The following is a 25,089-nucleotide window of genomic DNA, read 5'->3' on the forward strand; positions in this document are numbered from 1 at the left end:
CGGTTCTTTATGCCTAAACAACTTATTCTGGTGCGTCAGGGAAAACGCGCAAATACCAGCTTGATGCAAAACCTGTTAAGCAAATCACGCACCCCTAAACTCACTGCGCCGCTGAGCGACAAGGGTAAGCGTTCGTCGCAACGTTTAGGTGTCTGGTTAGCGCAAAACCAATTTCAACCGGATGAAGTCATCAGTTCAACCGCTGAATCAGCCGTAACATCAGCTGAAAAAATGCTAAAAGCCATGGGGTTGAGTGTCAACAAACTTAGAATCAATAAAAAGTTATATAAAAGCTCTCATCAGGAACTTTTATTACTCTTACAATCGCTCCCCGAATCGGCCAACCGAATCATTCTTGTCACCAACAATAAGATATTAGAACGTCTACTTAGTATTTTATTAGGCCAAGCGGCACTGCAAAAACATACCAGTCGAGATGGCAAGTTGTTTAAGTCTTCCAGTGTCGCCGTATTAAACATAACCAGCGAGTGGCGTTCAATTGCTGAAAAAAAGGTAGATTTATTAACTTTACAGCACAAAGACGCTTACCAAAAATCTTTCCCCTACCCGAATATTGAGGGTACGGAGCGCAGAATCAGACCTGCCTATTATTATCAACAATCAGCTGTTATCCCTTACCGTAAAAAGAAAAATAGCTTACAAATACTGTTAATCAGCAATAGCCGCAATACCAGCTGGGTAATTCCAAAAGGTATTCACGAGCCAGGCTTAAGTGCACAAGAATCTGCTGCGAAAGAAGCGTTTGAAGAGGCAGGAATTGAAGGCATTATAGAAGACACAGAAATTGGTTACTATCAATACGAAAAATGGCAGGCCAATTGTCAAGTTGTTGTCTATCCGATGCAAGTATTGCAAGTGCTGGCAAAAAACAAGTGGCCAGAATCACACCGAGTTCGCCGCTGGGTGACACCAGAGCAAGCTTGTGAACTGGTGAATCAATCCGCACTCGTCCCACTTATACAACAACTGGTAGCCAACATGTCATCACAGCTAAAAACTGAGTAAAGCACATGCCACAAACCTATATCGCGTTAATCAGACATGCTCAATATCACCAGCGCGCAAATACGCCCAGCGCTTTTCAACCTTACCCTTTAACCGAGGCAGGTGAAAAACAAAGCAGACAGTGTGCGTTAGCGTTAAATGATTTTTGCCAACAACATCACTCAGCCATTACTCAAATTCACAGTTCAACGCTGCTTCGTGCTTGGCAAACAGCGCAATTGTGCATGAACTCACTTGCACCACAATTTAACTCAGCGAATAAAATAATCGAATCGGATGCGCTGTGTGAGCGTAGTGTTGGCAGTTTAGCGAACCTGACAATCAACGAGATAGAAGACATAATAAAAAAAGATCCTAGGCTTCAAAGCCCCATACCTCATTGGAAATCAGACAGTTACTATCGGCTTCCCTACCCAGGTGCGGAATCGTTAATACAAGCCGGTGAACGAGTTGCACAATATATAAAACAACAAATAAATAGCCAAAGCACGATGCAAAAAAATCAACTAATATTGTTTTTTGCGCATGGCGCGTCATTACGACATGCTGCATACCAACTGGGCATTTTAAAATTTGAGCAAATTAAACAACTGAGTATGTTTCATGCACAGCCCGTTATTTTTCATTTAAACGATAGTGCACCGCTATTACCAGTTTATGGCGATTGGAAAGTCAGAAGTCAATCTAGTGAATATAGAGATTAAATTATGTTATTAAAAACACTGCCTAATTTCGCAAATCAACAATGGCTCGCTGCACAATTGCCCGTTGAAACAGAAAACTGGCTAGATGGCAAAAAATATGCGGTTAGAAAGTGCAAAAGTAACTATACAAAAGCTAAAGAGTCAGTGTTGGCCTTGTTAAAAACAACCGAGTGGAAATGGCCCAAGCGCCCAGTTATTTTTATTACGGATTTACATGCCGACGCCAATGCGCTCACTCACTCTTTATTAGCAAGTGGTGGGATTGAAATAACGAATAAAGGTAAAAACTTTAAGCTCACTGAGTTTGGTAAAAAAGCACTTTTTATATTTGGCGGTGACTTTTTTGATAAAGGGCCCAGTAACCTAGAACTTTTAAGAGCACTACACCAACTCATCAAAACGGGTGCGCGTGTGCGCCTGATAGCCGGCAACCATGATATCCGAGTATTGTTTGGTATGCGCAGTGTCGGTCAAACAGATGATCCTAGAAATGCGCATTTTTTCATCCGTATGGGTGCCAAGGCCGTCCCTTTCTTACAAGAAATTAAAGAACAATATCTAACAAAAACAGACTTAAAAAACACCCCCGAACAAGCGCAATGTGAAAGAATGCTATATCCTCAGGAGAACTGGTGGCAACAATTTCCGCAGTTAGCCACTTGGGTTATGCCTCAGGTTGCCATCGACAGAGAAATGCAAAAGATAAATAAAAAAGTCGAGCGCTTTTCACACGTCTGCAGTCAACATCAATTAACAGTGCGTGAAGCCTATGCCGCAGCAATCAAATGGCAACAGCTATTTTTACAACCAGACGGCGAGTTTTATTGGTTTTTTAAAAGATTAAAGCTCGCCCATAAAACCGGCTCATTGTTGTATGTACATGCTGGATTGGACGATCGTACTGCAACCATGTTAAATGAATTTGGTGTCAGTCACATCAATAACAGCTTTAAAGAACAGTTAAATGGTAGCCCGTTTGAGTTTTATTACGGTCCTCTGGCCAACACAATTAGAACGAAATACCGAGTTGTCGATATGCCACTGACAGAAGTTGGGACAGAGCAAGCGCATCAAGCTGGCATTTATGCAATTATGCACGGCCACAGAAATTTGCATCATGGTCAAAGAATTGCAATCCGTAAACAATTATTACATTTTGAATGTGACGTGACTTTAGACATCAACTCCAGACAAAAAGAAAGACTTTCGGGTTCCGGAGCTGGTGCGACATTAATCACTCCACAAGCTGAAATTATAGGGATCAGCACAGATTATAAACATATTAAAGTATTCCAACCGGAGAAAATAAAACAGCATGGATAAAAAAAATACAAATTTCCACTACGCATCATTACACGATACCAACAGCTTAATCGAAATTCTGGAAAGTATCACTGAAGGCTTAAAAACAGGCACGCTGGAGTTCAGTGACGAGGAGAGTAAAATTCAGCTAAAACCTGAAGGGTTAATGCAGTTAAAGCTCTCGGCCAGCAAAGACAACAATAAAAATAAATTCAACTTAAAAGTCAGCTGGCAACAACCAACTGACTTAACAACAAAAGGCCCGTTAAAAATTCAAAGTAAAAAAGTCTAGTCTATTTTAAACCACAATTTTTTATCATCAAACGGCGTTGCGGCTGGCATATTCGGGTTTGAGATTCTAAAAATCTTGCGCCTTTCTAGCTCAGCATTTTTCAACGCTTGCGATATCATGGGGTTGCTGTAAAAGAATTCATCAAATGAACCGTCTTCAATCATTTCCAATAAACCATTTTCTATCGCTTGGGCCAGTTTAAAATTATTAGAATTTACAAAAAAGTAAGCCGCCAATGGATAAACTAATAATAAATCTTCTTCTACCGTTAAATTTAATTCTGGCCTGCTGGCAACTTCCGCAAACGGTTCGTGCACACCGCGTGGAAATAGATCGAACCGGCCACCTTCTAACATATAAAACAAGTTATGATATTTTGTTGTCGTCACAACATTTAAACCCGCTGCATTGAGCACCTTAGTATCGGCCCAATTAGCTCCCTGCCCCATTTTAAACTCAGCCAAATCACTGAGTGAACGCACATTAGAAAATCTATGTTGTTCACCTTGGCGAATGATAAAAATTCGATGGCCTAATAATCCTTTAAATAAAGGGATACGAATGGGTAGCATGATTTTTTCATATTCTTTGTTCGTGCCCCCCACATCACATCAATTTCACCGGATTGAATATAGTTAATCAACTGCCCTTCATTAAGTCTTGTTTGCGCATGATTAAATTTGTATTGATTGTCGGGATCGCGTGAAAGCGCTTCCGTTAAAAGCTTTAGTTGGTACTGGTCGTTTGACTGATCAGCTTTTGTAATATTGAGTGTAATTTGTTTAGCACTGGCTGAAAAAACAGCCATCCAGGCCAATAAAATACAGGTAAAAAAACTTCGCATGTGTGTTTCCATAAAATATTTTAGTTATCAGATTAATCCTAATATATGTTACACGAAGTTACAAAGATGCTGACAATATTTATTTAATGAAAACGTATGGAATACAGGAAAATAACATATAGGGGAATGGCGGTGAGGGAGGGATTTGAACCCTCGATACGCTATTAACGTATACACGAGTTCCAGTCGTGCGCTTTCAGCCGCTCAGCCACCTCACCGTGTTTTGAAAGCGGGCTGAATAATAGGTAAATCAGCCCCTTTTGGCAAGCCTTGTTTAATTAAAATGGCTTGAAATTGTATCAACTGCCTAATTAACAACCGATAGTGACAAAATTAATAGGCTACTTTACGCGTTACCTTTTACTTTCATCTTAAGTTCTGCAGCAAAATTAAGCATGCGGTCGAGAGGCAGCAAAGCTTTTTCACGTAATGCCTCATCGACAAAAATTTCATGCTCAGACAAGTCTTCCGCGATCAATGCATTTTCAATCGCAACCAAACCATTCATTGCCATCCACGGACAATGCGCACAACTCTTACAGGTTGCGCCGTTACCGCCTGTAGGTGCTTCAATAAATGTTTTATGCGGTGCTAATTGTTGCATCTTGTAAAAAATGCCTTTATCCGTTGCCACGATAAACATTTCATTTTCCAGTTCCTGACTCGCTTTAATCAGTTGACTGGTAGAGCCCACTGCGTCGGCTAATTCAATCACAGATGCCGGCGACTCAGGGTGAACTAATACTGCGGCTTGCGGATACATAGATTTAAGCTCATGCAAGTGTTTAGCTTTAAATTCATCATGAACGATACAAGCGCCATTCCATTTAAGCATTTCTGTACCGGTTTGTTGTTCAATATATGCACCTAAATGTTTGTCCGGACCCCAGATTATTTTGTGCCCTTCACTGTCTAAGTGATCGACAATCTCAAGTGCGATAGATGAAGTAACCACCCAATCAGCACGCGCTTTAACTGCAGCAGATGTATTGGCATAAACAACCACGGTATGATCTGGGTGTGCATCACAAAATTCACTGAATTCTTTTTCTGGGCAGCCCAAATCAAGCGAACAAGTCGCTTCCAACGTTGGCATAAACACGCGTTTTTCTGGACTTAATATTTTTGCTGTTTCCCCCATAAAACGTACGCCAGCCACAATCAAAGTTTTTGCTGGATGGTCACGACCAAAACGGGCCATTTCAAGTGAGTCAGATACACAACCGCCGGTTTCTTCAGCCAATGCCTGAATTTCAGGATCTGTGTAATAATGAGCAACTAACACAGCATCTTTTTCAGCCAATAATGCTTTGATACGTGCTTTATATTCAGCTTTTTGCTCAGAAGTTAAAGGGACTGGTTTTGCAGGGAAATTAAATTCGTACCCTGCATTTAACTCAATTTGTGCCATTTGCATTCTTTCTTCAGTAAGGAAAACTGCGGCGAATTATACGCTATCCTATCTCGAAAAGGTATACTTCTAATGGTTAGGATTTGAACAATTCATCTGTTTTCGCAGCGCAGACGAAATCATTTTTATGTAATCCTTTAATTTTATGTGTCCACCAACTGACTGTCACTTTGCCCCACTCGGTCAAAATAGCGGGGTGATGTGCCATACTTTCAGCCAATTCGCCTACCTGATTGGTAAACTCTAGTGCTTGCACAAAATTTTTAAATGAGAATTGCCGTGTTAACCTGTCAATGCCATCACTTTGTTCAATTTGCCAGTCAGGTAGCTGTTTCAACCAATCGGTTCGCTCTGTTTCTGTTGCCAGTGGCGCCCCTACACGACATGCTTCACAGTGTTGTTGTGCTAAATTATCACTCATATCTAACGCCTTCTCGTTAATTGTTCACAGTCGATTAATTTCTCTTTCGACACGGAAGCGTTCAGAAGTTGCGTATTTTTCTATTGCCTGTATGCGAGATTCTAAACGCTCAAATGCTTTGCTAATACTGTTTAATGCATGTTTAGGTGGTTGTCCCGCCTGCCACGCATTGGCTTTGATATCAAAATGATAGTTGTCATCTGTCTTTGTATCAAAGGTTTGGCTATTATTTTTTCCTGAATTGAACATTTCATCGTCTCTTTCCAAGATCAACCACGCCGCAACATATGCAAAAAATATCAAACTAAATGAAAAAAACAATGCGCCTACTGTAACAATACGGACAACCCAGTTTTCCAAGCCAAAATATCTTGCAAAGCCCGCGCAGACGCCCGCGATTCTTCTGTTTTGCATATCCCGCATTAGTTTATTCGTCACATTTTTCATACTTTCTCTCGCCAGTTAGGTGATTCTAAATCAAGCAACTTTTCTAGCACTGTCACGCGCTCTGACATTTTTTCAGCACGCAATGCCAGCTGCTGCATTTGCTCCCGCTCTTCATGGGTTAAACCTTGGTTAACTTGTCTTTTGCTACGATAGTTCAAAATAAGCCAGATCGGTGCGACAAAGACAATAAACAAAATAACAGGCGCAACAAGCAGCGCAATGATAGCGGTCATGCGCAGCCTCCTTATTCTTTACTGTCAGTGTTTTGCTTTTTCATTTTTGACTTAAGTTTAGCCAGCTCATTGTCCAACTCATCTTGTGCTGCGAGATCTGCAAACTCGTCTCGTAAATTCTTTTTTTCCAGATCATAACTATCCGCAACCGCCTCTAGATCATCAATTTTACGTTCGTAAGCTTCAAACTTATTCATCGTATCTGTTACTTTTTGACTATCTAAATGACGCTTTACATTAATTCTTGAATTAACCGTATTTTGTTTAAGCAAGAGTGTTTGCTGGCGCGCTTTTGCATCGGTCAACTTGTCTTGCAACTGATGAACTTCAGATTGTAACTTGTCCAGCTGTTCATCGAGATGATGCATTTCCTGCTTTAAAATTTCACCCTGTTGCGCCACTCTGTTCTTTTCAATCAATGCAGAACGAGCCAAATCTTCTCTGTCTTTACTCAACGCTAACTCTGCTTTTTCTTGCCATTCAACTTGTAATTGTTCGATACGGCTTAAGCGTCGATTTAAATCTTTTTTCTCGGCCAAAGTTTTAGCTGAACTAGAACGCACTTCAACGAGTGTATCTTCCATCTCTTGAATGATCAGACGCACCATTTTTGCAGGGTCTTCTGCTTTATCTAATAGTGCATTGATATTTGAATTCACGATATCTGTAAATCTCGAAAAAATACCCATACTTAAACCCTCTTTACGGTAATCAAAATTGCACTTACATTAATTGTTAATCAAACATCATGCCAAAATACATCCTATTGAAATATATATCTTTTTATTTAATTGGCTTTTTAAATAAAAGCGGTAGATAATCATTTTAACCACATATTGAGGAATTAGACCAACTATGGATAAAGCGAACTCTCAAACACTGGTTGGCCAATCCAATCACTTTCTAAGTGTAATAGAGCGTATTTCTCAGCTAGCGCCTTTGGACAAGCCGGTACTGATCATTGGCGAACGTGGCACCGGCAAAGAATTAGTGGCCGAACGATTACACTTTTTATCTGGCAGATGGCAGCACGCTTTTATTAAATTAAATTGCGCGGCGATTAATGAAAATCTGCTGGAAAGTGAATTATTTGGTCACGAGTCCGGTGCGTTTACAGGTGCCTCCAAAAAACATGCGGGTCGCTTTGAGCGCGCACACCAAGGCACGTTATTTTTGGACGAATTAGCCAATACATCTCAAATGGTACAAGAGAAATTACTTAGAGTGATTGAATATGGCGAATTTGAACGTGTAGGTGGTAATCAACAAATTCAAACGGATGTGCGCTTAATTGCAGCGACCAATGAGGACCTGCCCGCTTTGGCGCAACTCGGTCAGTTCAGAGCTGATTTATTAGACCGCTTGGCCTTTGACGTCGTTACTTTACCCCCACTAAGACATCGGCAAGAAGACATTCTTTTATTGGCAGAACAATTTGCAGTGAAAATGGCCAGAGAATTGGAAATGGCGCTATTTTCCGGTTTTACGAAAGATGCAGAAAAAGCGCTTTTAGAGTATCATTGGCCGGGTAACGTTCGTGAATTAAAAAATGTAGTTGAACGCAGTGTTTACAGGTGGAATAACCCAGATGTAGCAATCGACGATATTATATTTGACCCATTCGATTCACCTTTTAGACCGACAACACAAGCAACGCAGACGGGTAATAAAGAAAACCTTATGACGGCTAACAGTAGATTTGAAATGCCAATCGATTTTAAACAAGCATCCGCTGATTTCGAGATCTCGCTGTTGCAATCTGCGCTCAAACAAAGCCGTTTTAATCAGCGTAAAGCAGCGCAGTTACTGCAAGTCAGTTATCATCAACTGCGTGGATACTTAAAAAAATATCAACTATTGGATGCCATTCGAAATGATGAATAAACTAATCAAACTTTGGTTCAGTACTTTATCGATTAGTTTTCTGCTTGCTGGTTGTGATCGGGCGCAAGATACCACTCTAGCGAACGGACTCATCTATTGTTCTGAAGGTAACCCTGAAAGTTTTAACCCCCAAACGACCACATCCGGCATTACTTTAGATGCCAGCTCACAACAATTATATGACCGCCTGATTGAATTGGACGCTGCAACTGGCGATCTAACAGCCGGGATTGCCACAAGTTGGCAAACCAGCCCGGACGGTAAAACCATTGATATTTTTTTACGCAAAGATGTAAAGTTTCATCAGACACGCTACTTTATTCCCAGTCGCACATTAAATGCACAAGATGTTGTTTTTAGCTTTAATCGCTGGCGTTTATCTACGCATCCTTTTTACAGCAGTGCTGACAGCTATCCGCATATGCAAAGTTATGAACTGGACGCGTTGATTAAAGACATTGAGGCCGTATCCCCATACCATGTTCGTTTTCATTTAAATCAACAATCAGCCAGCTTCTTGCATCATTTAGCGACAGACTACATGGTTATCTTGTCTGCTGAGTATGGCGCGAAATTAGAATTACAATCATCAAAATCTCAATTGGACAACTATCCAATCGGCACTGGACCTTTTTATTTTGATAACTTTGTTAAAGACGAATTTATTCGCTTTAAAGCACACCCGGATTACTGGCAAGGGCAACCACATATTAACCAGCTTGTTTACGATATAACACCACAAAGTTCAAGTCGCTTAGCGAAACTGATCACAGGCGAATGTGACGTGGTTGCCCATCCTGTGGCAAGTGAAATGGAGGTATTACAAGATAAAGCTGGTGTGACGTTACAATCCAAAAATGCTGAAAATGTCGCGTTTTGGGCCTTTAATACACTAAAACCCCCGTTTGATCGTGCAGAAGTAAGAAGAGCGTTAGCAAAATCAATTGATAGGCAAACTATCTATAAAACCATCTATTATGGGATGGCGTTTCCGGCCAACTCACTGATTCCACCCAGCTCTTGGGGTTACAATTCGAATTTACCACACCTTACATATAACCCGGAACAAGCAAAAAAAGAACTCCGTGCAGCCGGTATAGAAGAAGGCTTTGAACTTGAAATTTGGAGCCCCCATATTGAACGCGAATATAACCCTAACTCGTTAAAAATGGCTGAGTTAATTCAGGCTAATTTGGCAGCAGTGGGTATCAATGCGACAATTGTCGACTACGAATGGAGTACATTGCGTAAAAAGCTCTCAAGTCATGAGCACGATTCTGTTTTAATCGGTTGGTCAGCTGATATGGTTAGCCCTGACAACTTTTTAACCGCCACACTGAGCTGTGCAGCAGCTGTCATTGGAAATAATCGAGCAGCATGGTGTAATCCCCACTTTGATGAATTAGTCAAAAGTGCAATGCTAAGTGACGACTTAAATCGCCAAAAAGAGTTATATATGCAAGCGCAAAGCTTATTACATCAAGAAATGCCTATATTTCCAATTGCGCATTCTCTGAGTTTTTTGGCCAAGCAGGATAACGTACTGAATATTAAGTTTTCGCCCTACTCTGCTATCTCTTTTAAACATGTGGAAAAGATAAAATGATTGTGTATTTTATACGGCGTTTTAACTTGCTGGTGACTACGCTGTTTTTGCTCAGCTTAATATCATTTTCTCTGGCTCACCTATTCCCAGGTGATGCAGCGATTAACTTTTCCGGACAACAGAGTTTAACTTATCAGGAATACGCAAAATTAACCGAGGAACTTGCATTAAACGAATCTTACTTTGTGCAATACATTGTCTATATGCAAAGAGTTGTTCAAGGCGATTTCGGCAACTCGTTTTCATCAGATGCATCTGTCCTTGATGACTTTATGCGTGTTTTCCCAGCATCGGCTGAACTAAGTGCATATGCCCTGATACTCACTGCAATTGTCGGATTACCCTTAGGTTTATGGGCGGGCGTTAAACGAAATAGCTGGATTGATAAAGTTATATTTTCTAGTGCAACCATTGCCAACTCCATTCCCATATTCTGGATGGGACTCCTTTTGATGTTATTGTTCTCACTAAATTTAGCTTGGTTGCCCATCTCAGGGCGACTTAATTTATTGTATGAAGTCCCCAGTGACACGGGCATTTTATTAATCGACATTGCACTGAGTAATTTAGATAACAAATATCAAATATATCAAGACGCTCTGCGTCACCTTGTTTTACCAACCATCACATTAGCAATTTTACCAACCACAATCTTAATTGGCATGATGCGCAGTTCAGTTATCAATGTCATGGCAACGCCCTATATAAAAGCGGCCAAGACTAAAGGATTATCAACATTTCAAATCATTAGAAAACATGTATTTCGCAATGCGATACTACCGATTATTCCGCAATTTGGTCTATTATTTAATACCCTAATGACAAGTACCATGATTACCGAATTCATTTTCTCCTGGCCCGGAATAGGTCACTGGTTAATTGAAGCTATTTACCAACGAGACTACCCTGTGATTCAAGCCGCCTTGTTATTAGTATCGTCTTTTATGGTGGTTATCAATGTTCTATCCGATATCGTGCACACCTTACTAAACCCGCTCGTTAGGAAAGAAATTAATGGCTAATAATGATATCTATAACGAAATTCAGTACCCAGGCCCATACCAATTGGCCTGGGCTAAGTTTAGAGCAGACCATGTTTCTTGGGTTTGTTTTTGTATTGTTATTTTTTTTATCATAGTCGCCATTTTTGCTCCACTCGTCGCACCTTATTCACCCACAGAGCAAAATACAGACTATGTATTATTACCGCCATCCTGGCAAAACGCAGGCGATGTACATTTTTTGCTGGGGACAGACGATCTGGGACGTGATGTACTGTCTCGTCTGATTTATGGCACCCAAATAACCTTTGGATTAAGCCTGCTGGTTGCACTGGCTGCTATGGTTGTTGGCTTAGCATTAGGGGCGTTGGCCGGCATGAGTAAAGGAATACGAGCGAGTGTTTTTAATCACTTGCTGGATACTATACTATCCATCCCCTCTTTACTGCTGGCCATTGTTATCGTCGCGGCATTGGGTCCGGGTTTATTCAACACAATATGGGCTGTGTTTTTAGTTTTAATACCACAATTTGTGCATAGAACACGTATTGCTGTGCAAAACGAATTTAAAAAAGAATATGTAACAGCCGCTAGACTGGATGGCGCTAATGATTTTCAAATACTTATCAGTTCGGTATTTCCCAATATTATCGAAACCATTATATTGCAGTATTCTTTAGCGGTTTCTGCCGCCATGTTAGATGTCGCAGCATTAGGTTTTTTAGGCTTAGGCGCACAACAAGGTTCGCCTGAATGGGGCGCCATGTTGGCAGGCAGTATAGACTTAATTTATCGTGCTTCTTGGTTAGCAACCTTACCCGGTGTGACTATGTTTTTATGTTTGCTGTCAGTGAATACAGTTGGCCACGGTTTAAGAAACGCATTAAAACAAAGGAGTGAATAATGTTATTAGACGTGCGTAACTTAACCGTAACATTAAAAACTGAAAACCTCGAAGTGAATGCTATCGACAAAATGAGCCTTTCGATGCGTGAAGGTTCTATCCATGGTCTGGTCGGTGAAACGGGCTCTGGCAAATCGCTATTCGCCCGAGCACTGACTGCCACTTTATCCGACAAGTGGGAAGTCAAAGCTGATCGTATGTTCTGGCAAGGTCAGGATTTATTGCGTTTGTCGCCGGAACAAAGGGGGCAAATAATCCACAGAGATATCGCTATGATATTTCAAGAGCCTGGCCGTTGCTTAGACCCAACAGCCACTGTAGGAGAACAGCTCAGTGAGGTGATTCCCGAAGCAGAATGCGTCTCCTCATTTTGGCAACGAAAAAAAGAAATCTATGGCAAGGTCAGCAATCTGTTAAAAAAAGTTGGTATTAAACATTATCAAAAGTGTTACGAGAGCTACCCACACGAGCTTTCAGAAGGTTTGTGCCAAAAAGTAATGATTGCGATGGCCATTGCCAGACGCCCTAAACTTTTAGTTGCAGATGAACCCACGGACGCAATGGAAAGCACAACAAAAATTCAAATACTCAGGCTGCTGCAAAAGCTGAACGAAAGCAAGAATATGTCAGTATTGTTGATAACCCATGACTTAGATTCAGTGACCCAGTATGCCGACGAAATGACCATTTTATATAGTGGGCAAAGTGTTGAGTCTGGTAGTGTCCGAGATTTATTAAAACATCCGTTTCACCCCTACACAGAAATTTTATTTAATACAATTCCAAGACTGGGAGACGATTTAAAACCCAAATCTCGCTTAACCACCTTACAAGGCTCGACCCCCCCTTTACAGCATTTACCGATAGGATGCCGGTTGGGTCCAAGATGTCCAAGAGCACAGAAAGAATGTGTAATCACCCCTAAAAGTGTGAAGTTAAAAGGTCATGTCTTTAGTTGCCACTACCCAATCAACTTAGAGCGCTAATATGTCTGTACTATTAGAAGTAAACGATCTGTCTAAAACCTATCAGCATCACTTGTTACCTTGGCGTGTAAAACCAATTGTCGCGCTCGACAAAATTAGCTTTTCTCTAAATGCCTATGAAACTATGGCTATTGTCGGGGAAACAGGCTCTGGTAAATCGACCTTAGCAAAACTTTTGGCAGGGGCTGAAAACCCATCTAGTGGAGAAATTTTGTTAAATGGGAAGAAGCTCAAGCAGGCAGATAACAAGACGCGCTGTAAACATATTAGAATGATCTTTCAAGATCCGGCTACATCACTGAACCCAAGTTTATCAATAGGACAAATTTTAGAAGAGCCGCTGAAACTAAACACCAATCTAACCGCTCTAGAAAGACAGGAAAAGATTAAAAAAACACTTAACCGAGTGGGTTTATTAGCAGACTACATATGGCATTATCCTCACATGTTATCGAGTGGGCAAAAACAGCGCATCGCACTTGCTAGGGCTTTAATTTTAGACCCCCAAATCATTGTTGCCGATAAACCGTTTGCAGCGATGGACCCATCCACACGTTCTCAAATGGTCAACCTTTTTCTCGATCTACAACAAACTTTTGGTTTGGCATATGTTTTTGTGACTCACAATCTAAATATCGTACGTCATATCAGTGATCAGTTATTTGTATTCAGTGAAGGGAAAGTTGTAGAACGTGGAAAAACCGCTGAAGTACTCAGTAACCCACGTCATGTAGTGACTAAAAAGCTGTTGTATTCACAACAAATGCTGAGAAAAAATAAAGGATAGCCTGAGCTATCCTTTATTAATTTGCAATTTAAGTTTGCCGTTATCTGTATCGTTACTGTGTTGCGGTTTGGTATTTCACAACTTCCGCTTGCTCACGTAAACCATCAATTAACGCTTGGTAGTGATAATCAACTAAGGCTGATTCTAATCGTTGCTGCGTCGCAACATCAATTTCCTGCACTTCAGCTTCAAGTACATCCAACACTTTGATTAATGCAAACTTTGACGGATTCATCTCAACCCAGCTAACAGAAACCTGTTCATTGGGCTCTGCCATTTCAAATGCTTTTTTAACAACAGCGGCGGGTACATCACTACCATAACGCTCTACTTCCGCAGCGGTTTTGAAGCTTAAGCCAAAATCAGCCAATTCATTCTCGATGCTTTCACCAGCAGCCAATTTAGCAGTTGACTCGTCTACCCATTGTTGCGCAACGTCTTGAGCCATTTCTGTTTCAACTGACGCTTTAACCTGAGCCCGAACTTCTTGCAGAGGTAGCGTACGAGCTTCCTGATATTCGTTAACACGAACAACCACTAAATGTTCACCAGAAATCTCGATTACACTACTGTTATAACCTTGCTCTCGTACATCATCTGACAGTGCTGCTTCCGTCACTTTGCGTTCGTTAAATGGGAAGCTTTGACTTGTCAATGCCGTTAGTCCTGTGTGTTTAACCTCTAAATCAACGGCTTCTGCTGCATCAGCCAAAGTCGTCGGTATTTCAAACGCTAAATCAGCTAATGTTTGTTGTTTCTCGAGGAATATATCACGCGCTTTATCATTTTGAATCTGGCTGACTAAATCATCACGTACTTCTTGTAATGGTTTTACGGTTTCTTCTTCAATACCCGTCAACTTGATGATATGAAAACCAAATGAAGACTCTACCAGTCCAGAAACATCACCAACCTGCTGTAAAGCAAAAGCCGCTTCTTCAAATGCGGGATCCATAACACCTTTAGTAAAGAAGTCTAAATCGCCTCCATTTTCGCCAGAAAAAGTATCATCTGAGTGTGCTCTAGCGAGCTCAGAAAAATCAGCACCCGCATTAATTTCAGCTAACAGCTTTGTTGCTTCTTCCTCTGCCGCTTGCGCATCTTCACTACTGTCAATTAAGATATGAGATGCACGTCTTCTTTCTGGTTTCAGGTAGCTGCTCTGGTTAGCCTGATAAAATTCGGCTATTTCTTGCTCAGTGACCTCGATGTTTGCTGCAACATCTTCTAATTTCAATTCAACATAAGCTAAATCTATTTGCTGTGGCGTTTCATACTTATCTAAATTCATATCATAGTAAGCCTGAATTTCTTCTTCCGTCGCTTCGACTGAATCGCGGAATAATTCAACTGGGATTTCCAGATATTCAAGGTTACGTTTTTGTAATTGTAGTGCTTGGAATGCTTTTGCTTCATGCTCTAAGACAAATCCGGTATCCGTAATCGCCTGAACTAATGCACGACGGGTTAAGTCTTCACGCATACTATCTCTAAATTTTGCTGGCGTGTAATTGGCACGTGTTAATAATTGTAAGTATCTGTCATTATTAAATTTGCCATCTACCTGAAATTCAGGCATTTCAAAAATCGTCTTTTTGATTTCTTCATCACTAATACGAATATCTAAACGTGTTGCTAAATCGCTAATCAGTTTTTCTGAAATCAAACGCTCCAGAATACCTTGTTTAAAATTAGCTAAATAGGCAGGATCAGAGGCGATTTGGCTAAACATTTCACCAAATTGAGATTCCATACGAGCTTTCTCATTCTCATACGCTCTCTCTAACTGACTGCGTTTAATTTCATTACCATTTACTTCTGCTGCACTGGGTTCACTACCTGAGTTGATATATGAACCGACACCTGCCAATGCAAAACTGAAAATCACTAAACCGAGTATTATTTTAGCGACGGGTCCTTGGCTACCTTCACGGATTTTTTCTAACATGCTGGATCTCTTCTTAAGTTAAGTACTTATTGGGTCAAGAACTTAATTGAGTGTGGTTATTAAACCGAGTAAGAAAATTCTATTGTTCAGAAACAAAGAAGGCTTCGATTTCGGTCGAAGCCTGCCTTACGATACTGGCAATACAAGTCAGTAATTTTTTATTTATTTACTGCATCTTTTAACGCTTTGCCCGGCTTAAATGCAGGGATATTTGCAGCTGCAATTTCAATCGCTTCACCTGACTGAGGGTTACGGCCCGTACGAGCGGCTCTCTCACGTACAGAGAAAGTACCAAAGCCAACTAAAGCAACTTGATCACCTTCTTGCAAGGATTCAGTAACGGCTTCTATAAAAGAATCTAATGCACGACCTGCTGATGCTTTTGAGATATCAGCGCCCGCTGCAATTTTGTCAATGAGTTGAGACTTGTTCAAGATTTCATCCCCTTCAATTGTTATTATACTGCCACTATATCGAGCACGAACGCCGATGCGGCTTAATTAGTCAAGATTTTATATCAGGCTTACTGGTACTAATCAAGTAAGTAAACCTAACTTTGCCTATTTTTTACGAATTTTGCTGCAGCCCCTGCACTGCAAGGGCTGACTAAACTTCTCAAGGCTACCATAAAAAATTCAAATAAGAAGCCCCTAAACTGCAAGAAATGCAATTATTTTACAATTTCAAAGCCTTCTGGTGGCGATTCTAGCGCAATATTCAAGACATCGTCGATCCATTTAACTGGATGAATTTCCAAATCACCAATCACATTAGCGGGGATCTCTTTTAAATCACGTGCATTATCTTTCGGGATAATCACGGTTTTAATTCCACCCCGGTGTGCTGCCAACAGTTTCTCTTTCAACCCACCGATTGCTAATACTTCACCGCGCAATGTGATTTCGCCGGTCATCGCCACATCACAACGCACCGGGTTACCCGTTAAACAAGAAACAAGCGCAGTACACATTGCTATACCCGCACTGGGTCCGTCTTTAGGTGTCGCACCTTCAGGAACATGAACATGGATATCGCGTTTTTCGTAGAAATCTTCAGCGATGCGTAACTTGCTTGCACGCGCCCTAACAACGGACATGGCCGCTTGAATGGACTCTTGCATAACATCCCCCAAGGAACCAGTTGAAGTCATTTTACCTTTCCCTGGAACAGCCGTAGTTTCAATTGTTAGTAAGTCACCACCAACCTCAGTCCAAGCCAAACCTGTGACCTGACCAATTTGGTTTTCATCGTCTGCTTTACCATAATCAAAACGCTGGACACCTAAAAATTCATTTAAGTTATCTTGTCCTATTTTTACTGTCTTAATGCTCTTATCCATTAAAATAGTTTTAACGGCTTTGCGACACAATTTCGATATCTCGCGCTCTAGACTCCGTACGCCAGCCTCACGCGTGTAATAGCGAATAATGCCTAATATTGCTGATTCCTCAATTTCAATTTCGCCTTTTTTCAAACCATTACGTTCGATTTGTTTAGGGATCAAGTGGCGTTGTGCAATGTTAAGCTTTTCATCTTCGGTATAACCGGCCAAACGAATGACTTCCATCCGATCTAACAACGGACCGGGAATCCGCATACTATTAGAAGTTGCAACAAACATCACGTCTGACAAGTCGTAATCAACTTCCAAATAATGGTCAGCAAAGGCATTATTTTGTTCTGGGTCAAGAACTTCTAGCAAAGCAGATGAGGGATCACCGCGCATATCCGCCGACATTTTATCGATTTCATCTAACAAAAACAGTGGATTTTTAACGGCTACTTTTGTCATATTCTGAACGATTTTACCCGGCATTGAACCAATATACGTTCTCCGATGGCCTCTAATCTCAGCTTCATCGCGTACACCACCCAGTGCCATGCGAACATATTTGCGGCCAGTCGCTTTAGCAATTGATTGACCCAGTGAAGTTTTACCGACCCCCGGCGGGCCCACTAAACATAAAATAGGCCCTTTTACTTTATTTGTTCTTTGCTGAACCGCTAGATACTCAATAATACGCTCTTTAACCTTGTCTAAGCCATAATGATCTTTATCTAAGATCTCTTGTGCAGCAGGTAGATTCTTCTTCACTTTTGAGCGTTTTTTCCATGGAACAGACGAGATTGCATCAATATAACTCCGTACTACTGTCGCTTCAGCCGACATAGGAGACATCATTTTTAGCTTTTGCAGTTCTGCTAAGGCTTTTTCTTCTGCCTCTTTAGGCATACCTGACTCTTTGATTTTGGTTTGTAACGTTTCAAACTCATCAGGTGCATCATCTAGTTCACCCAGCTCTTTCTGAATCGCTTTCATTTGCTCATTCAGATAATATTCGCGCTGGCTTTTTTCCATTTGTTTCTTAACCCTGCCGCGGATTTTTTTCTCGACTTGTAGTAAATCGATTTCACTCTCCATCAACGCCATTAAAAACTCTAGACGCTCCGAGATATCAACGATTTCCAAAACCGTTTGTTTATCATCTAGTTTAAGCGGCATGTGAGCAGCCATGGTATCGGCCAGTCTTGCTGGCTCTTCGATCCCATTTAACGAAGTTAAGACTTCAGGTGGTATCTTTTTATTTAATTTTACATACCCTTCAAACTGATTCACGGCAGAACGGATTAAAACTTCCTGCTCTCGCTCGTCAATATCAGGCGCATGAATAAAATCAACTTCTGCAGAGAAAAACTCGTCTGTTTGTAAATAACGATTAATTTTTCCGCGCTGATTACCTTCAACAAGGACTTTTACCGTACCATCCGGTAATTTTAGTAGTTGTAAGATGGTAGCAACTGTGCCCACTTCATAAATATCTCCAGTGGCTGGCTCGTCAATCGAAGCATCTTTTTGAGCCACCAAAAATATTTGTTTGTCATTTTCCATCGCAGCTTCTAAACAACGTATGGATTTTTCACGACCGACAAACAATGGAATAACCATATGTGGATACACAACTACATCACGCAGTGCTAATACCGGAATATCGATACGCCCGGATGTTTCTATCGTCATATTAAGCTTCTCTTTCCGCTGAATTGTTATAACCTTTTTATATGGGGTTCAATATAACCATATCAAGCAATTAAACCAATCCCTTGCAATTAAATAATGTCTTTAGGTTGCGTTTAACTGCTTGATAGAACAAAAAACCCGCACGAAGCGGGTTTTTAACTATTCTGATACGGCTTGTTTATTACTGTTTTCGTATATCAGTAATGGGTCTGACTCACCACCAATGACGGTTTCGTCTATCACCACTTTACTGACATCATCTAACGAGGGAAGTTGATACATGGTGTCCAGTAGAACATTTTCTAAGATCGAACGTAAACCTCGCGCACCGGTTTTGCGTTCCATTGCTTTACGAGCAATTGCATGTAAAGCATCATCCCGAAATTCTAATTCTACATCTTCCATTTCAAACAGTGCAGAATATTGCTTGGTTAATGCATTTTTCGGCTGACTTAAAATTTGAATTAAAGCAGCTTCGTCTAATTCAGATAAAGTCGCAACAACAGGTAAACGTCCAATAAACTCAGGAATCAAACCATATTTCACCAAGTCTTCTGGTTGAACATCTGCAAATTTCTGACTTAAAGTTTGCTCTTCATCTTTGGTTTTAACGGTCGCGCCAAAACCAATGCCTGTCCCTTTCGCTGTTCGTTGTTCAACAACCTTTTCTAAGCCAGCAAACGCGCCACCACAGATAAATAAAATCTTAGAAGTATCAACTTGCAAGAATTCTTGCTGTGGATGCTTACGCCCACCTTGTGGAGGTACAGAAGCAACTGTGCCTTCAATAAGCTTCAATAACGCCTGTTGAACGCCTTCACCCGATACATCCCGAGTAATCGATGGGTTATCGGATTTACGAGAAATTTTGTCAATTTCATCAATATAAACAATACCGCGCTGCGCCAATTCGACATCATAGTCGCATTTTTGCAATAACTTTTGAATGATATTTTCAACATCCTCACCAACATAACCTGCTTCGGTTAAGGTCGTCGCGTCAGCCATTGTAAATGGCACGTCCAAAAATCTCGCAAGCGTCTCAGCCAATAATGTTTTACCACTACCGGTTGGACCAATAAGCAAAATATTACTTTTACCAAGTTCTACATTGGTTTTAGTTTTTTCACTATTTCTTAAGCGCTTATAGTGGTTATATACCGCGACCGACAAAACTTTCTTAGCTTGCTGTTGATCAATAACATAATCATCTAAATGTTTATGTATTTCAGATGGCGTTGGTAATTTTTCTTTAACCGACTTGGCTTCTGGTGCGATTTCTTTAATTTCTTCGCGAATAATATCATTGCACAACTCAACGCATTCATCACAAATGAATACCGATGGACCCGCAATTAACTTGCGGACTTCATGCTGACTTTTACCACAGAATGAGCAATGCAATAATTTATTATCGCCTGACCCATCACCTTTGCGGGAATCTGTCATTTACCTACCTCTATCATTTCTATTCGCGGTTAGTCTTGCAACGTATAATAAAGCTATGACTTTATTATTTTAAACGAGTTTCGTCACGATGCGATAATATCTTGTCGACTAAACCGTATTCTAACGCAGCATCTGCCGTCATAAAGTTATCACGATCAGTATCATGCGCTACGCGCTCATAATCTTGTCCTGTGTGCTCGGCCATTAATCGATTTAACTTCTCTTTAATAGCTAAAATTTCACGAGCATGTATTTCAAAATCAGACGCTTGACCTTGGAAACCACCTAAAGGCTGGTGAATCATGACACGTGAGTTCGGCAGGCAAAAACGCTTACCTTTAGCCCCACCAGACAATAAAAATGCACCCATACTGGCAGCTTGCCCAATACAAACGGTCGAAACGTCAGGTTTGATAAATTTCATTGTATCATAAATTGCCATTCCTGCAGTAACAGAACCACCTGGCGAATTTATGTATATATGAATATCTTTTTCTGGGTTCTCTGATTCCAAAAATAATAATTGAGCTACGATTAGGTTGGCCATATGATCTTCAACCTGACCGACTAAAAATATTACACGCTCTTTCAGGAGTCGAGAGTAAATATCAAACGAACGTTCGCCTTTTGCTGTTTGTTCAATAACAATTGGAACAAGTGCACTCATTGGATCGAAAGAAGAATTTTGTGTATTCATGAATTCCTTTGCTCTATAAATAAAAATGGCCTGAACGAATAACATTCAAGCCATTTAAACAAGGTGACCCCTGCTTAGTCAATCAGAAAAATGAATAATTATGCTTGTTTATTCATAATTTCGTCAAAAGATTTTGCGATAGTCTCAACTTGAGCCTGATCAAGGATAAAGTCAATAGCTTGATCTTCCATCACAACATTTTGAATGTTCGCTAACATCTCTTTGTTGTTGTAGTAGTACTCAACAACTTCTTCTGGAGATTCATAAGCAGAAGCCATAGTTTCTACAGTTTCTTTTACGCGCGCTTCGTCAACTTTGATCTCATTCGCTTTCACTAACTCTGATAATAATAAGCCAGTTTTAACTCGGCGCTCAGCTTGATCTTTAAACAATTCTGCAGGTAATTCAGGCATGTTTTGTTGACCATTGCCAAAACGTTGTACCGCTTGTTGGCGTAAAGCATCAATTTCTTGCTCAACCAACGCTTGTGGCACATCAATACTCACTGAATCCAATAATGCCGAAATAGTATTTTCTTTGGTTTTTGCTTTAAGCGTTTGTTTCAATTCACGCTCCATGTTTTGACGAACTTCTTTTTTAAGTGCGTCAATCCCACCTTCTTCAATACCAAATAACTTGATGAACTCGTCATCGATTTCAGGTAAAACACGTTCTTCAACTTTGTTTACCTTGATTTTGAAAACCGCAGGTTTACCTTTCAAGTTTTCAGCGTGGTACTCTTCAGGGAAAGTGACTTCAATTTCTTTCTCATCACCTGCTGATAAACCGATAATTCCTTCTTCAAAGCCTGGAATCATGCGTCCAGAGCCTATTTCGATATCAAAGCCTTCAGCTTTACCGCCATCAAAAACTTCGCCGTCGATTAAACCTTCAAAATCTAAGTTGATGCGACTACCGTCTGCGGCCGCACTGTCAACTGTTTCAAATTTAGAATGTTGCTTGCGTAAAGTTTCCAACATATTTTCTAAATCTTCATCTGTTACTTCAGCTGTTGGCTTTTCAACTTTTAAAGCTTCTAAACCTTCTACCTGAACTTCTGGATAAACTTCAAATACGGCAGTAAATTTAAAATCTTCACCATCGTTTAACGACTGTTCTTGTATTTGAGGCGTACCTGCTGGGTTCAATTTTTCTTGAACAACCGCCTGATAAAAATTTTGTTGGATAACTTCTTGAGCAACTTCTTGACGTACAGCTGCACCAAAACGTTTTTTAATTACGCTTACAGGAACCTTACCAGGACGAAAACCATCAATTCGCTGAGTTTTTGCCAAACGTTGTAGACGACTTTTAACTGCAGATTCAACTGTGTCCGCAGGAACTGTAATTGTCACTCGGCGTTCTAAGCCTTGAGTTGTTTCAACAGAAACTTGCATTGCTATACCTCGAAATTACGAGCCTTTTGGCTCTTTTTTCCTTTGGGGCTTCTCTATTTTAGAGCCCAGAAACGACTGAATACCTAACCCAATAATTTTGCTAACTGAGAGTTGGTAGAATTCTGTACATTAAAAAAATGACGCAGCATTATAGCTATGAGTCTGCAAGGAGTCGAGTAAGAATACAGATAAAGCGTAATTTTTTATAATGAAGCGTTAAAATTGAAGAAATAGTGGTCGGTGATGCAAGATTCGAACTTGCGACCCCTTGGACCCAAACCAAGTGCGCTACCAGGCTGCGCTAATCACCGATACAAGGAATTCGAAAAGAAATGGGGTGGCTGATGGGACTTGAACCCACGACAACCGGAATCACAATCCGGGGCTCTACCAACTGAGCTACAGCCACCATATAAGGTGCAATTTTTTCTAAATGGCGCGTCCTGCAGGATTCGAACCTGCGACCCACGGCTTAGAAGGCCGTTGCTCTATCCAGCTGAGCTAAGGACGCATATCGGGATCCTAACGACTCATTTAGAAAGAGTGGTCGGTGATGCAAGATTCGAACTTGCGACCCCTTGGACCCAAACCAAGTGCGCTACCAGGCTGCGCTAATCACCGACTTATTGCGAGGTCCCCCTCGACAGCGGGGCGCATATTACCTAGAACCATGAGGCAGGTCAAACACTTTTTATAAGTTTTTTAATGAATTATCCGAATAAGTGTTTGTTTGTTTAATTTTAAATCAAAACGAACAAAAATAATGCACTTCAAGCCCAATGTTACACTTTTACCATGATAGTCGAATATAAAAGTCACCAACGTTGCAGGTACAAGTATCAGCAGATAAACGCCAAAATAAAACAAAGATCCACACAGTATACGAATATCAGATATAAAAAAACCAGCCCAAGGCTGGTTTTTTTAGCTTAGTAAAATATATTAATATTTAAATTGTTTAATCTGTTCTGACAATTGTTGTTCTACTTCAATCATAGCGCGTGTGCTGTGCTCTAGTTCATTTGTTTCTGATGCTAACTGGGTTGCACCATCTAACAAGTGCTCTATGCCCTGACTGACCTCTTTAGTTAACAGAGACTGTTCTTCAGTTGCACTGGCTATTTGAATAATCATATCGTTAATGCCACTCATTTTATCTGAGATTGCTTTAAACGACTGTACCGTTTTTTCAGTTGATTCTATAGTTTCACTGACCAGCTCTTTGCTGCGGTATGACGCTTTATAAGAATCATCTGCACGACTTTGTAAAGAAGCAATAATACTTTCAATCTCTTCAGTTGATTGTCTGGTTTTACTCGCGAGTGAACGTACTTCATCGGCAACCACCGCAAACCCTCGCCCGGTTTCACCAGCGCGCGCCGCTTCGATCGCCGCATTCAGTGCCAGTAAGTTAGTTTGTTCAGCAATACCTTTAATCACATCCAGCACGCCACCGATATTCTCACTGGCAGATTTAAGCTCTGATGCGACTTTGGCGTTATTTTCTAACTCATCCACTAACTGTTGAACATGTTCTAAATTCGTTTGTACATCACTTCTACTTTGTGCTGCCATGTCAAAGGCTTCGGTGGTACTTGAAGCCGTCAGTTCTGCATTCTGTGCAATTTCACCAGTTGCTTCAGACAATTGTTTTAAATAGTTGAGTGAGTGTTCGGTTTGCTCTTTCTGTTCATGTGTATTCATCGTAGTTTTGTGGCAAACGTCACTGATAGTAGAAGACAACCCACCTAAACCACTCGCACCTTGTGCTACATCTGCAATGATATCTTGTATTTTTTGAATAAAACTATTGAAATTATTCGCAAGTGTGCCAATTTCATCATTTGTTTTAACCGGAATACGCTGTGTCAAATCACCACCACCGGCAGCAATATCACGCAATACATTACTCACTTGCGTTAGCGGCTCTACAACTACTTTTCGAATTAAAATTAGCAGCAAAATACTTAAGACAATCATAGAAATGAACATTGAAGTCCATTTTTGATTCCACTGAGAAGATAGTCTTTCATCTACAGCTGAGCGAGAAAACGCAATCTTCACTTTACCAATTAATTCGCCATCATTACTGTTTATCTCATACCATCTAGCTTGGCCATCGAGCTCAACTTCCTGCTTAAGTTTAGTCTCTGCCATATCTTTATCTCTGTGATCAGTGACTTTTACTTGCGCAATGATTGGATCAGGCATGTAAGCATCGATAATGCTTTGTATTAAGGGAAAATCATAGGAGAAAACGGGGTCTTGCAATATCACCTGCAACTGTTTAACAACTTCGGCTTTGTTGGCATCATACCTGTCATTCTCGTCACTTGTTTGTATCGTCATAGTCCAAAATGCGGCTATGCCCAAAACCACAAAGTTAACGATCAATAATACCACGAGTACTTTTTTGGCTATCGATTGCATATTTATTTTTAACCTCTAAGCTGCAGACTGCTAGTTTTATTCTGTTCATGCAATTGTTTCGGCATTTAAACACAAAGCTTTAATGAAACGATTGCCATTTAAATAATTAAATCAACAACCTGAATCAATCTTGCATGAGAAATTACGAAACCTAAATATTGATGTCAGATCAATTATAGTTATTAATTGGTGACACGCACTTTTTTAATTCGAAATGTGTACACTAAGTATTCATTTCGTTAAAAAATAAGGTGTTAATGTTAAAGGTATGACAGTTGAGCAAAATACACAAGCCAAAACT

General features: G+C 40.5%; 24 protein-coding genes and 5 tRNA genes. 10 read left to right on the forward strand and 19 right to left on the reverse strand.

What is annotated here, in order from left to right; translation table 11 throughout:
- Positions 1–9 precede the first annotated feature (9 nt).
- From FNT16_RS02975 to FNT16_RS02990, 4 genes are read left to right on the forward strand one after another with little or no spacing between them, the layout of a single operon-like run.
- Entirely contained in the window at positions 10–1,026 is a 1,017-nt protein-coding gene (locus FNT16_RS02975) for an NUDIX hydrolase (RefSeq protein ID WP_143870156.1), read from the forward strand.
- A 5-nt stretch (positions 1,027–1,031) separates the two neighbouring features.
- A complete protein-coding gene (locus FNT16_RS02980; RefSeq protein ID WP_143870157.1) occupies positions 1,032–1,730 on the forward strand; it encodes a histidine phosphatase family protein in 699 nt (232 codons plus the stop codon).
- A gap of 3 nt (positions 1,731–1,733) precedes the next feature.
- Complete coding sequence (locus FNT16_RS02985) at positions 1,734–3,053, forward strand: metallophosphoesterase (protein ID WP_143870158.1); 1,320 nt, start codon at positions 1,734–1,736, stop codon at positions 3,051–3,053.
- Entirely contained in the window at positions 3,046–3,324 is a 279-nt protein-coding gene (locus FNT16_RS02990; RefSeq protein WP_143870159.1) for an amphi-Trp domain-containing protein, read from the forward strand. Before FNT16_RS02985 ends, FNT16_RS02990 begins: the two co-directional genes overlap by 8 nt.
- On the opposite strand, the gene FNT16_RS02995 is transcribed toward FNT16_RS02990, so the two are convergent.
- The 8 genes from FNT16_RS02995 to pspA all read right to left on the reverse strand — a co-directional run bounded on the left by FNT16_RS02995 (position 3,321) and on the right by pspA (position 7,369).
- Positions 3,321–3,896, reverse strand: a complete 576-nt coding sequence (locus FNT16_RS02995; RefSeq protein ID WP_221935054.1) for a type 2 periplasmic-binding domain-containing protein — start codon at positions 3,894–3,896, stop codon at positions 3,321–3,323. The two genes, FNT16_RS02990 and FNT16_RS02995, sit on opposite strands and share 4 nt — an antisense overlap.
- Positions 3,857–4,168, reverse strand: coding sequence for a hypothetical protein (locus FNT16_RS20515; RefSeq protein ID WP_221935055.1), 312 nt, complete (start codon positions 4,166–4,168; stop codon positions 3,857–3,859). Before FNT16_RS20515 ends, FNT16_RS02995 begins: the two co-directional genes overlap by 40 nt.
- 127 nt (positions 4,169–4,295) lie before the next feature.
- Positions 4,296–4,386, reverse strand: a tRNA-Ser gene (locus tag FNT16_RS03000).
- A gap of 128 nt (positions 4,387–4,514) precedes the next feature.
- Entirely contained in the window at positions 4,515–5,579 is a 1,065-nt protein-coding gene (gene nadA / locus FNT16_RS03005; RefSeq protein WP_143872850.1) for a quinolinate synthase NadA, read from the reverse strand.
- Between the two features lie 76 nt (positions 5,580–5,655).
- Complete coding sequence (locus tag FNT16_RS03010; protein WP_143870160.1) at positions 5,656–6,000, reverse strand: 4a-hydroxytetrahydrobiopterin dehydratase; 345 nt, start codon at positions 5,998–6,000, stop codon at positions 5,656–5,658.
- A gap of 24 nt (positions 6,001–6,024) precedes the next feature.
- Positions 6,025–6,447: an envelope stress response membrane protein PspC gene (pspC, locus tag FNT16_RS03015; RefSeq protein ID WP_143870161.1), complete on the reverse strand. Its 423-nt coding sequence runs from the start codon at positions 6,445–6,447 to the stop codon at positions 6,025–6,027.
- On the reverse strand, positions 6,444–6,680 hold the full coding sequence (pspB, locus tag FNT16_RS03020) for an envelope stress response membrane protein PspB (protein WP_143870162.1): 237 nt from the start codon (positions 6,678–6,680) through the stop codon (positions 6,444–6,446). The genes pspC and pspB overlap by 4 nt, the downstream gene beginning before the upstream one ends.
- 11 nt (positions 6,681–6,691) lie before the next feature.
- Complete coding sequence (pspA, locus tag FNT16_RS03025) at positions 6,692–7,369, reverse strand: phage shock protein PspA (RefSeq protein WP_143870163.1); 678 nt, start codon at positions 7,367–7,369, stop codon at positions 6,692–6,694.
- A gap of 166 nt (positions 7,370–7,535) precedes the next feature.
- On the opposite strand from pspA, the gene pspF reads away from it, so the two are divergent.
- From pspF to FNT16_RS03055, 6 genes are read left to right on the forward strand one after another with little or no spacing between them, the layout of a single operon-like run.
- Positions 7,536–8,564, forward strand: a complete 1,029-nt coding sequence (gene pspF, locus FNT16_RS03030) for a phage shock protein operon transcriptional activator (RefSeq protein WP_143870164.1) — start codon at positions 7,536–7,538, stop codon at positions 8,562–8,564.
- Complete coding sequence (locus FNT16_RS03035; protein WP_246072328.1) at positions 8,554–10,170, forward strand: ABC transporter substrate-binding protein; 1,617 nt, start codon at positions 8,554–8,556, stop codon at positions 10,168–10,170. The genes pspF and FNT16_RS03035 overlap by 11 nt, the downstream gene beginning before the upstream one ends.
- Positions 10,167–11,192, forward strand: coding sequence for an ABC transporter permease (locus tag FNT16_RS03040; protein WP_143870165.1), 1,026 nt, complete (start codon positions 10,167–10,169; stop codon positions 11,190–11,192). The genes FNT16_RS03035 and FNT16_RS03040 overlap by 4 nt, the downstream gene beginning before the upstream one ends.
- Entirely contained in the window at positions 11,185–12,075 is an 891-nt protein-coding gene (locus tag FNT16_RS03045; RefSeq protein ID WP_143870166.1) for an ABC transporter permease subunit, read from the forward strand. Before FNT16_RS03040 ends, FNT16_RS03045 begins: the two co-directional genes overlap by 8 nt.
- Positions 12,072–13,061: an oligopeptide/dipeptide ABC transporter ATP-binding protein gene (locus tag FNT16_RS03050; protein WP_143870167.1), complete on the forward strand. Its 990-nt coding sequence runs from the start codon at positions 12,072–12,074 to the stop codon at positions 13,059–13,061. Before FNT16_RS03045 ends, FNT16_RS03050 begins: the two co-directional genes overlap by 4 nt.
- 1 nt (position 13,062) lies before the next feature.
- Positions 13,063–13,848, forward strand: a complete 786-nt coding sequence (locus tag FNT16_RS03055) for a peptide ABC transporter ATP-binding protein (protein WP_143870168.1) — start codon at positions 13,063–13,065, stop codon at positions 13,846–13,848.
- 52 nt (positions 13,849–13,900) lie between these two features.
- Here the strand turns inward: FNT16_RS03055 and FNT16_RS03060 are convergent, their stop codons facing one another.
- The 11 genes from FNT16_RS03060 to FNT16_RS03110 all read right to left on the reverse strand — a co-directional run bounded on the left by FNT16_RS03060 (position 13,901) and on the right by FNT16_RS03110 (position 24,788).
- Complete coding sequence (locus tag FNT16_RS03060) at positions 13,901–15,796, reverse strand: SurA N-terminal domain-containing protein (protein ID WP_143870169.1); 1,896 nt, start codon at positions 15,794–15,796, stop codon at positions 13,901–13,903.
- A gap of 158 nt (positions 15,797–15,954) precedes the next feature.
- Complete coding sequence (gene hupB, locus FNT16_RS03065; protein ID WP_143870170.1) at positions 15,955–16,230, reverse strand: nucleoid-associated protein HU-beta; 276 nt, start codon at positions 16,228–16,230, stop codon at positions 15,955–15,957.
- Positions 16,231–16,466: 236 nt separating this feature from the next.
- Positions 16,467–18,815, reverse strand: a complete 2,349-nt coding sequence (gene lon / locus FNT16_RS03070; protein ID WP_143870171.1) for an endopeptidase La — start codon at positions 18,813–18,815, stop codon at positions 16,467–16,469.
- 159 nt (positions 18,816–18,974) lie between these two features.
- On the reverse strand, positions 18,975–20,264 hold the full coding sequence (clpX, locus tag FNT16_RS03075) for an ATP-dependent protease ATP-binding subunit ClpX (protein ID WP_143870172.1): 1,290 nt from the start codon (positions 20,262–20,264) through the stop codon (positions 18,975–18,977).
- 64 nt (positions 20,265–20,328) lie between these two features.
- A complete protein-coding gene (gene clpP, locus FNT16_RS03080) occupies positions 20,329–20,961 on the reverse strand; it encodes an ATP-dependent Clp endopeptidase proteolytic subunit ClpP (RefSeq protein WP_143870173.1) in 633 nt (210 codons plus the stop codon).
- 98 nt (positions 20,962–21,059) lie between these two features.
- The gene (gene tig, locus FNT16_RS03085) at positions 21,060–22,358 is read right to left on the reverse strand and encodes a trigger factor (RefSeq protein WP_143870174.1); all 1,299 of its coding nucleotides are present in this window, start codon (positions 22,356–22,358) and stop codon (positions 21,060–21,062) included.
- A gap of 234 nt (positions 22,359–22,592) precedes the next feature.
- Positions 22,593–22,669, reverse strand: a tRNA-Pro gene (locus tag FNT16_RS03090).
- A gap of 22 nt (positions 22,670–22,691) precedes the next feature.
- Positions 22,692–22,767: transfer RNA gene (locus tag FNT16_RS03095), tRNA-His, on the reverse strand.
- A gap of 25 nt (positions 22,768–22,792) precedes the next feature.
- Positions 22,793–22,869: transfer RNA gene (locus FNT16_RS03100), tRNA-Arg, on the reverse strand.
- A gap of 33 nt (positions 22,870–22,902) precedes the next feature.
- Positions 22,903–22,979, reverse strand: a tRNA-Pro gene (locus tag FNT16_RS03105).
- 321 nt (positions 22,980–23,300) lie between these two features.
- Positions 23,301–24,788, reverse strand: coding sequence for a methyl-accepting chemotaxis protein (locus FNT16_RS03110; protein ID WP_143870175.1), 1,488 nt, complete (start codon positions 24,786–24,788; stop codon positions 23,301–23,303).
- Positions 24,789–25,089 lie beyond the last annotated feature (301 nt).

It is taken from the genome of Catenovulum sediminis (genome assembly GCF_007289895.1).
GTDB lineage: Bacteria > Pseudomonadota > Gammaproteobacteria > Enterobacterales > Alteromonadaceae > Catenovulum > Catenovulum sediminis.

Coding starts and splice junctions, on each gene's coding strand:
- FNT16_RS02975 (WP_143870156.1), top strand. CDS start 10: ATGCCTAAACAACTTATTCTGGTGCGTCAGGGAAAACGCGCAAATACC.
- FNT16_RS02980 (WP_143870157.1), top strand. CDS start 1,032: ATGCCACAAACCTATATCGCGTTAATCAGACATGCTCAATATCACCAG.
- FNT16_RS02985 (WP_143870158.1), top strand. CDS start 1,734: ATGTTATTAAAAACACTGCCTAATTTCGCAAATCAACAATGGCTCGCT.
- FNT16_RS02990 (WP_143870159.1), top strand. CDS start 3,046: ATGGATAAAAAAAATACAAATTTCCACTACGCATCATTACACGATACC.
- FNT16_RS02995 (WP_221935054.1), bottom strand. CDS start 3,896: ATGCTACCCATTCGTATCCCTTTATTTAAAGGATTATTAGGCCATCGA.
- FNT16_RS20515 (WP_221935055.1), bottom strand. CDS start 4,168: ATGCGAAGTTTTTTTACCTGTATTTTATTGGCCTGGATGGCTGTTTTT.
- nadA (WP_143872850.1), bottom strand. CDS start 5,579: ATGGCACAAATTGAGTTAAATGCAGGGTACGAATTTAATTTCCCTGCA.
- FNT16_RS03010 (WP_143870160.1), bottom strand. CDS start 6,000: ATGAGTGATAATTTAGCACAACAACACTGTGAAGCATGTCGTGTAGGG.
- pspC (WP_143870161.1), bottom strand. CDS start 6,447: ATGAAAAATGTGACGAATAAACTAATGCGGGATATGCAAAACAGAAGA.
- pspB (WP_143870162.1), bottom strand. CDS start 6,680: ATGACCGCTATCATTGCGCTGCTTGTTGCGCCTGTTATTTTGTTTATT.
- pspA (WP_143870163.1), bottom strand. CDS start 7,369: ATGGGTATTTTTTCGAGATTTACAGATATCGTGAATTCAAATATCAAT.
- pspF (WP_143870164.1), top strand. CDS start 7,536: ATGGATAAAGCGAACTCTCAAACACTGGTTGGCCAATCCAATCACTTT.
- FNT16_RS03035 (WP_246072328.1), top strand. CDS start 8,554: ATGATGAATAAACTAATCAAACTTTGGTTCAGTACTTTATCGATTAGT.
- FNT16_RS03040 (WP_143870165.1), top strand. CDS start 10,167: ATGATTGTGTATTTTATACGGCGTTTTAACTTGCTGGTGACTACGCTG.
- FNT16_RS03045 (WP_143870166.1), top strand. CDS start 11,185: ATGGCTAATAATGATATCTATAACGAAATTCAGTACCCAGGCCCATAC.
- FNT16_RS03055 (WP_143870168.1), top strand. CDS start 13,063: ATGTCTGTACTATTAGAAGTAAACGATCTGTCTAAAACCTATCAGCAT.
- FNT16_RS03060 (WP_143870169.1), bottom strand. CDS start 15,796: ATGTTAGAAAAAATCCGTGAAGGTAGCCAAGGACCCGTCGCTAAAATA.
- lon (WP_143870171.1), bottom strand. CDS start 18,815: ATGACGATAGAAACATCCGGGCGTATCGATATTCCGGTATTAGCACTG.
- clpX (WP_143870172.1), bottom strand. CDS start 20,264: ATGACAGATTCCCGCAAAGGTGATGGGTCAGGCGATAATAAATTATTG.
- clpP (WP_143870173.1), bottom strand. CDS start 20,961: ATGAATACACAAAATTCTTCTTTCGATCCAATGAGTGCACTTGTTCCA.
- tig (WP_143870174.1), bottom strand. CDS start 22,358: ATGCAAGTTTCTGTTGAAACAACTCAAGGCTTAGAACGCCGAGTGACA.
- FNT16_RS03110 (WP_143870175.1), bottom strand. CDS start 24,788: ATGCAATCGATAGCCAAAAAAGTACTCGTGGTATTATTGATCGTTAAC.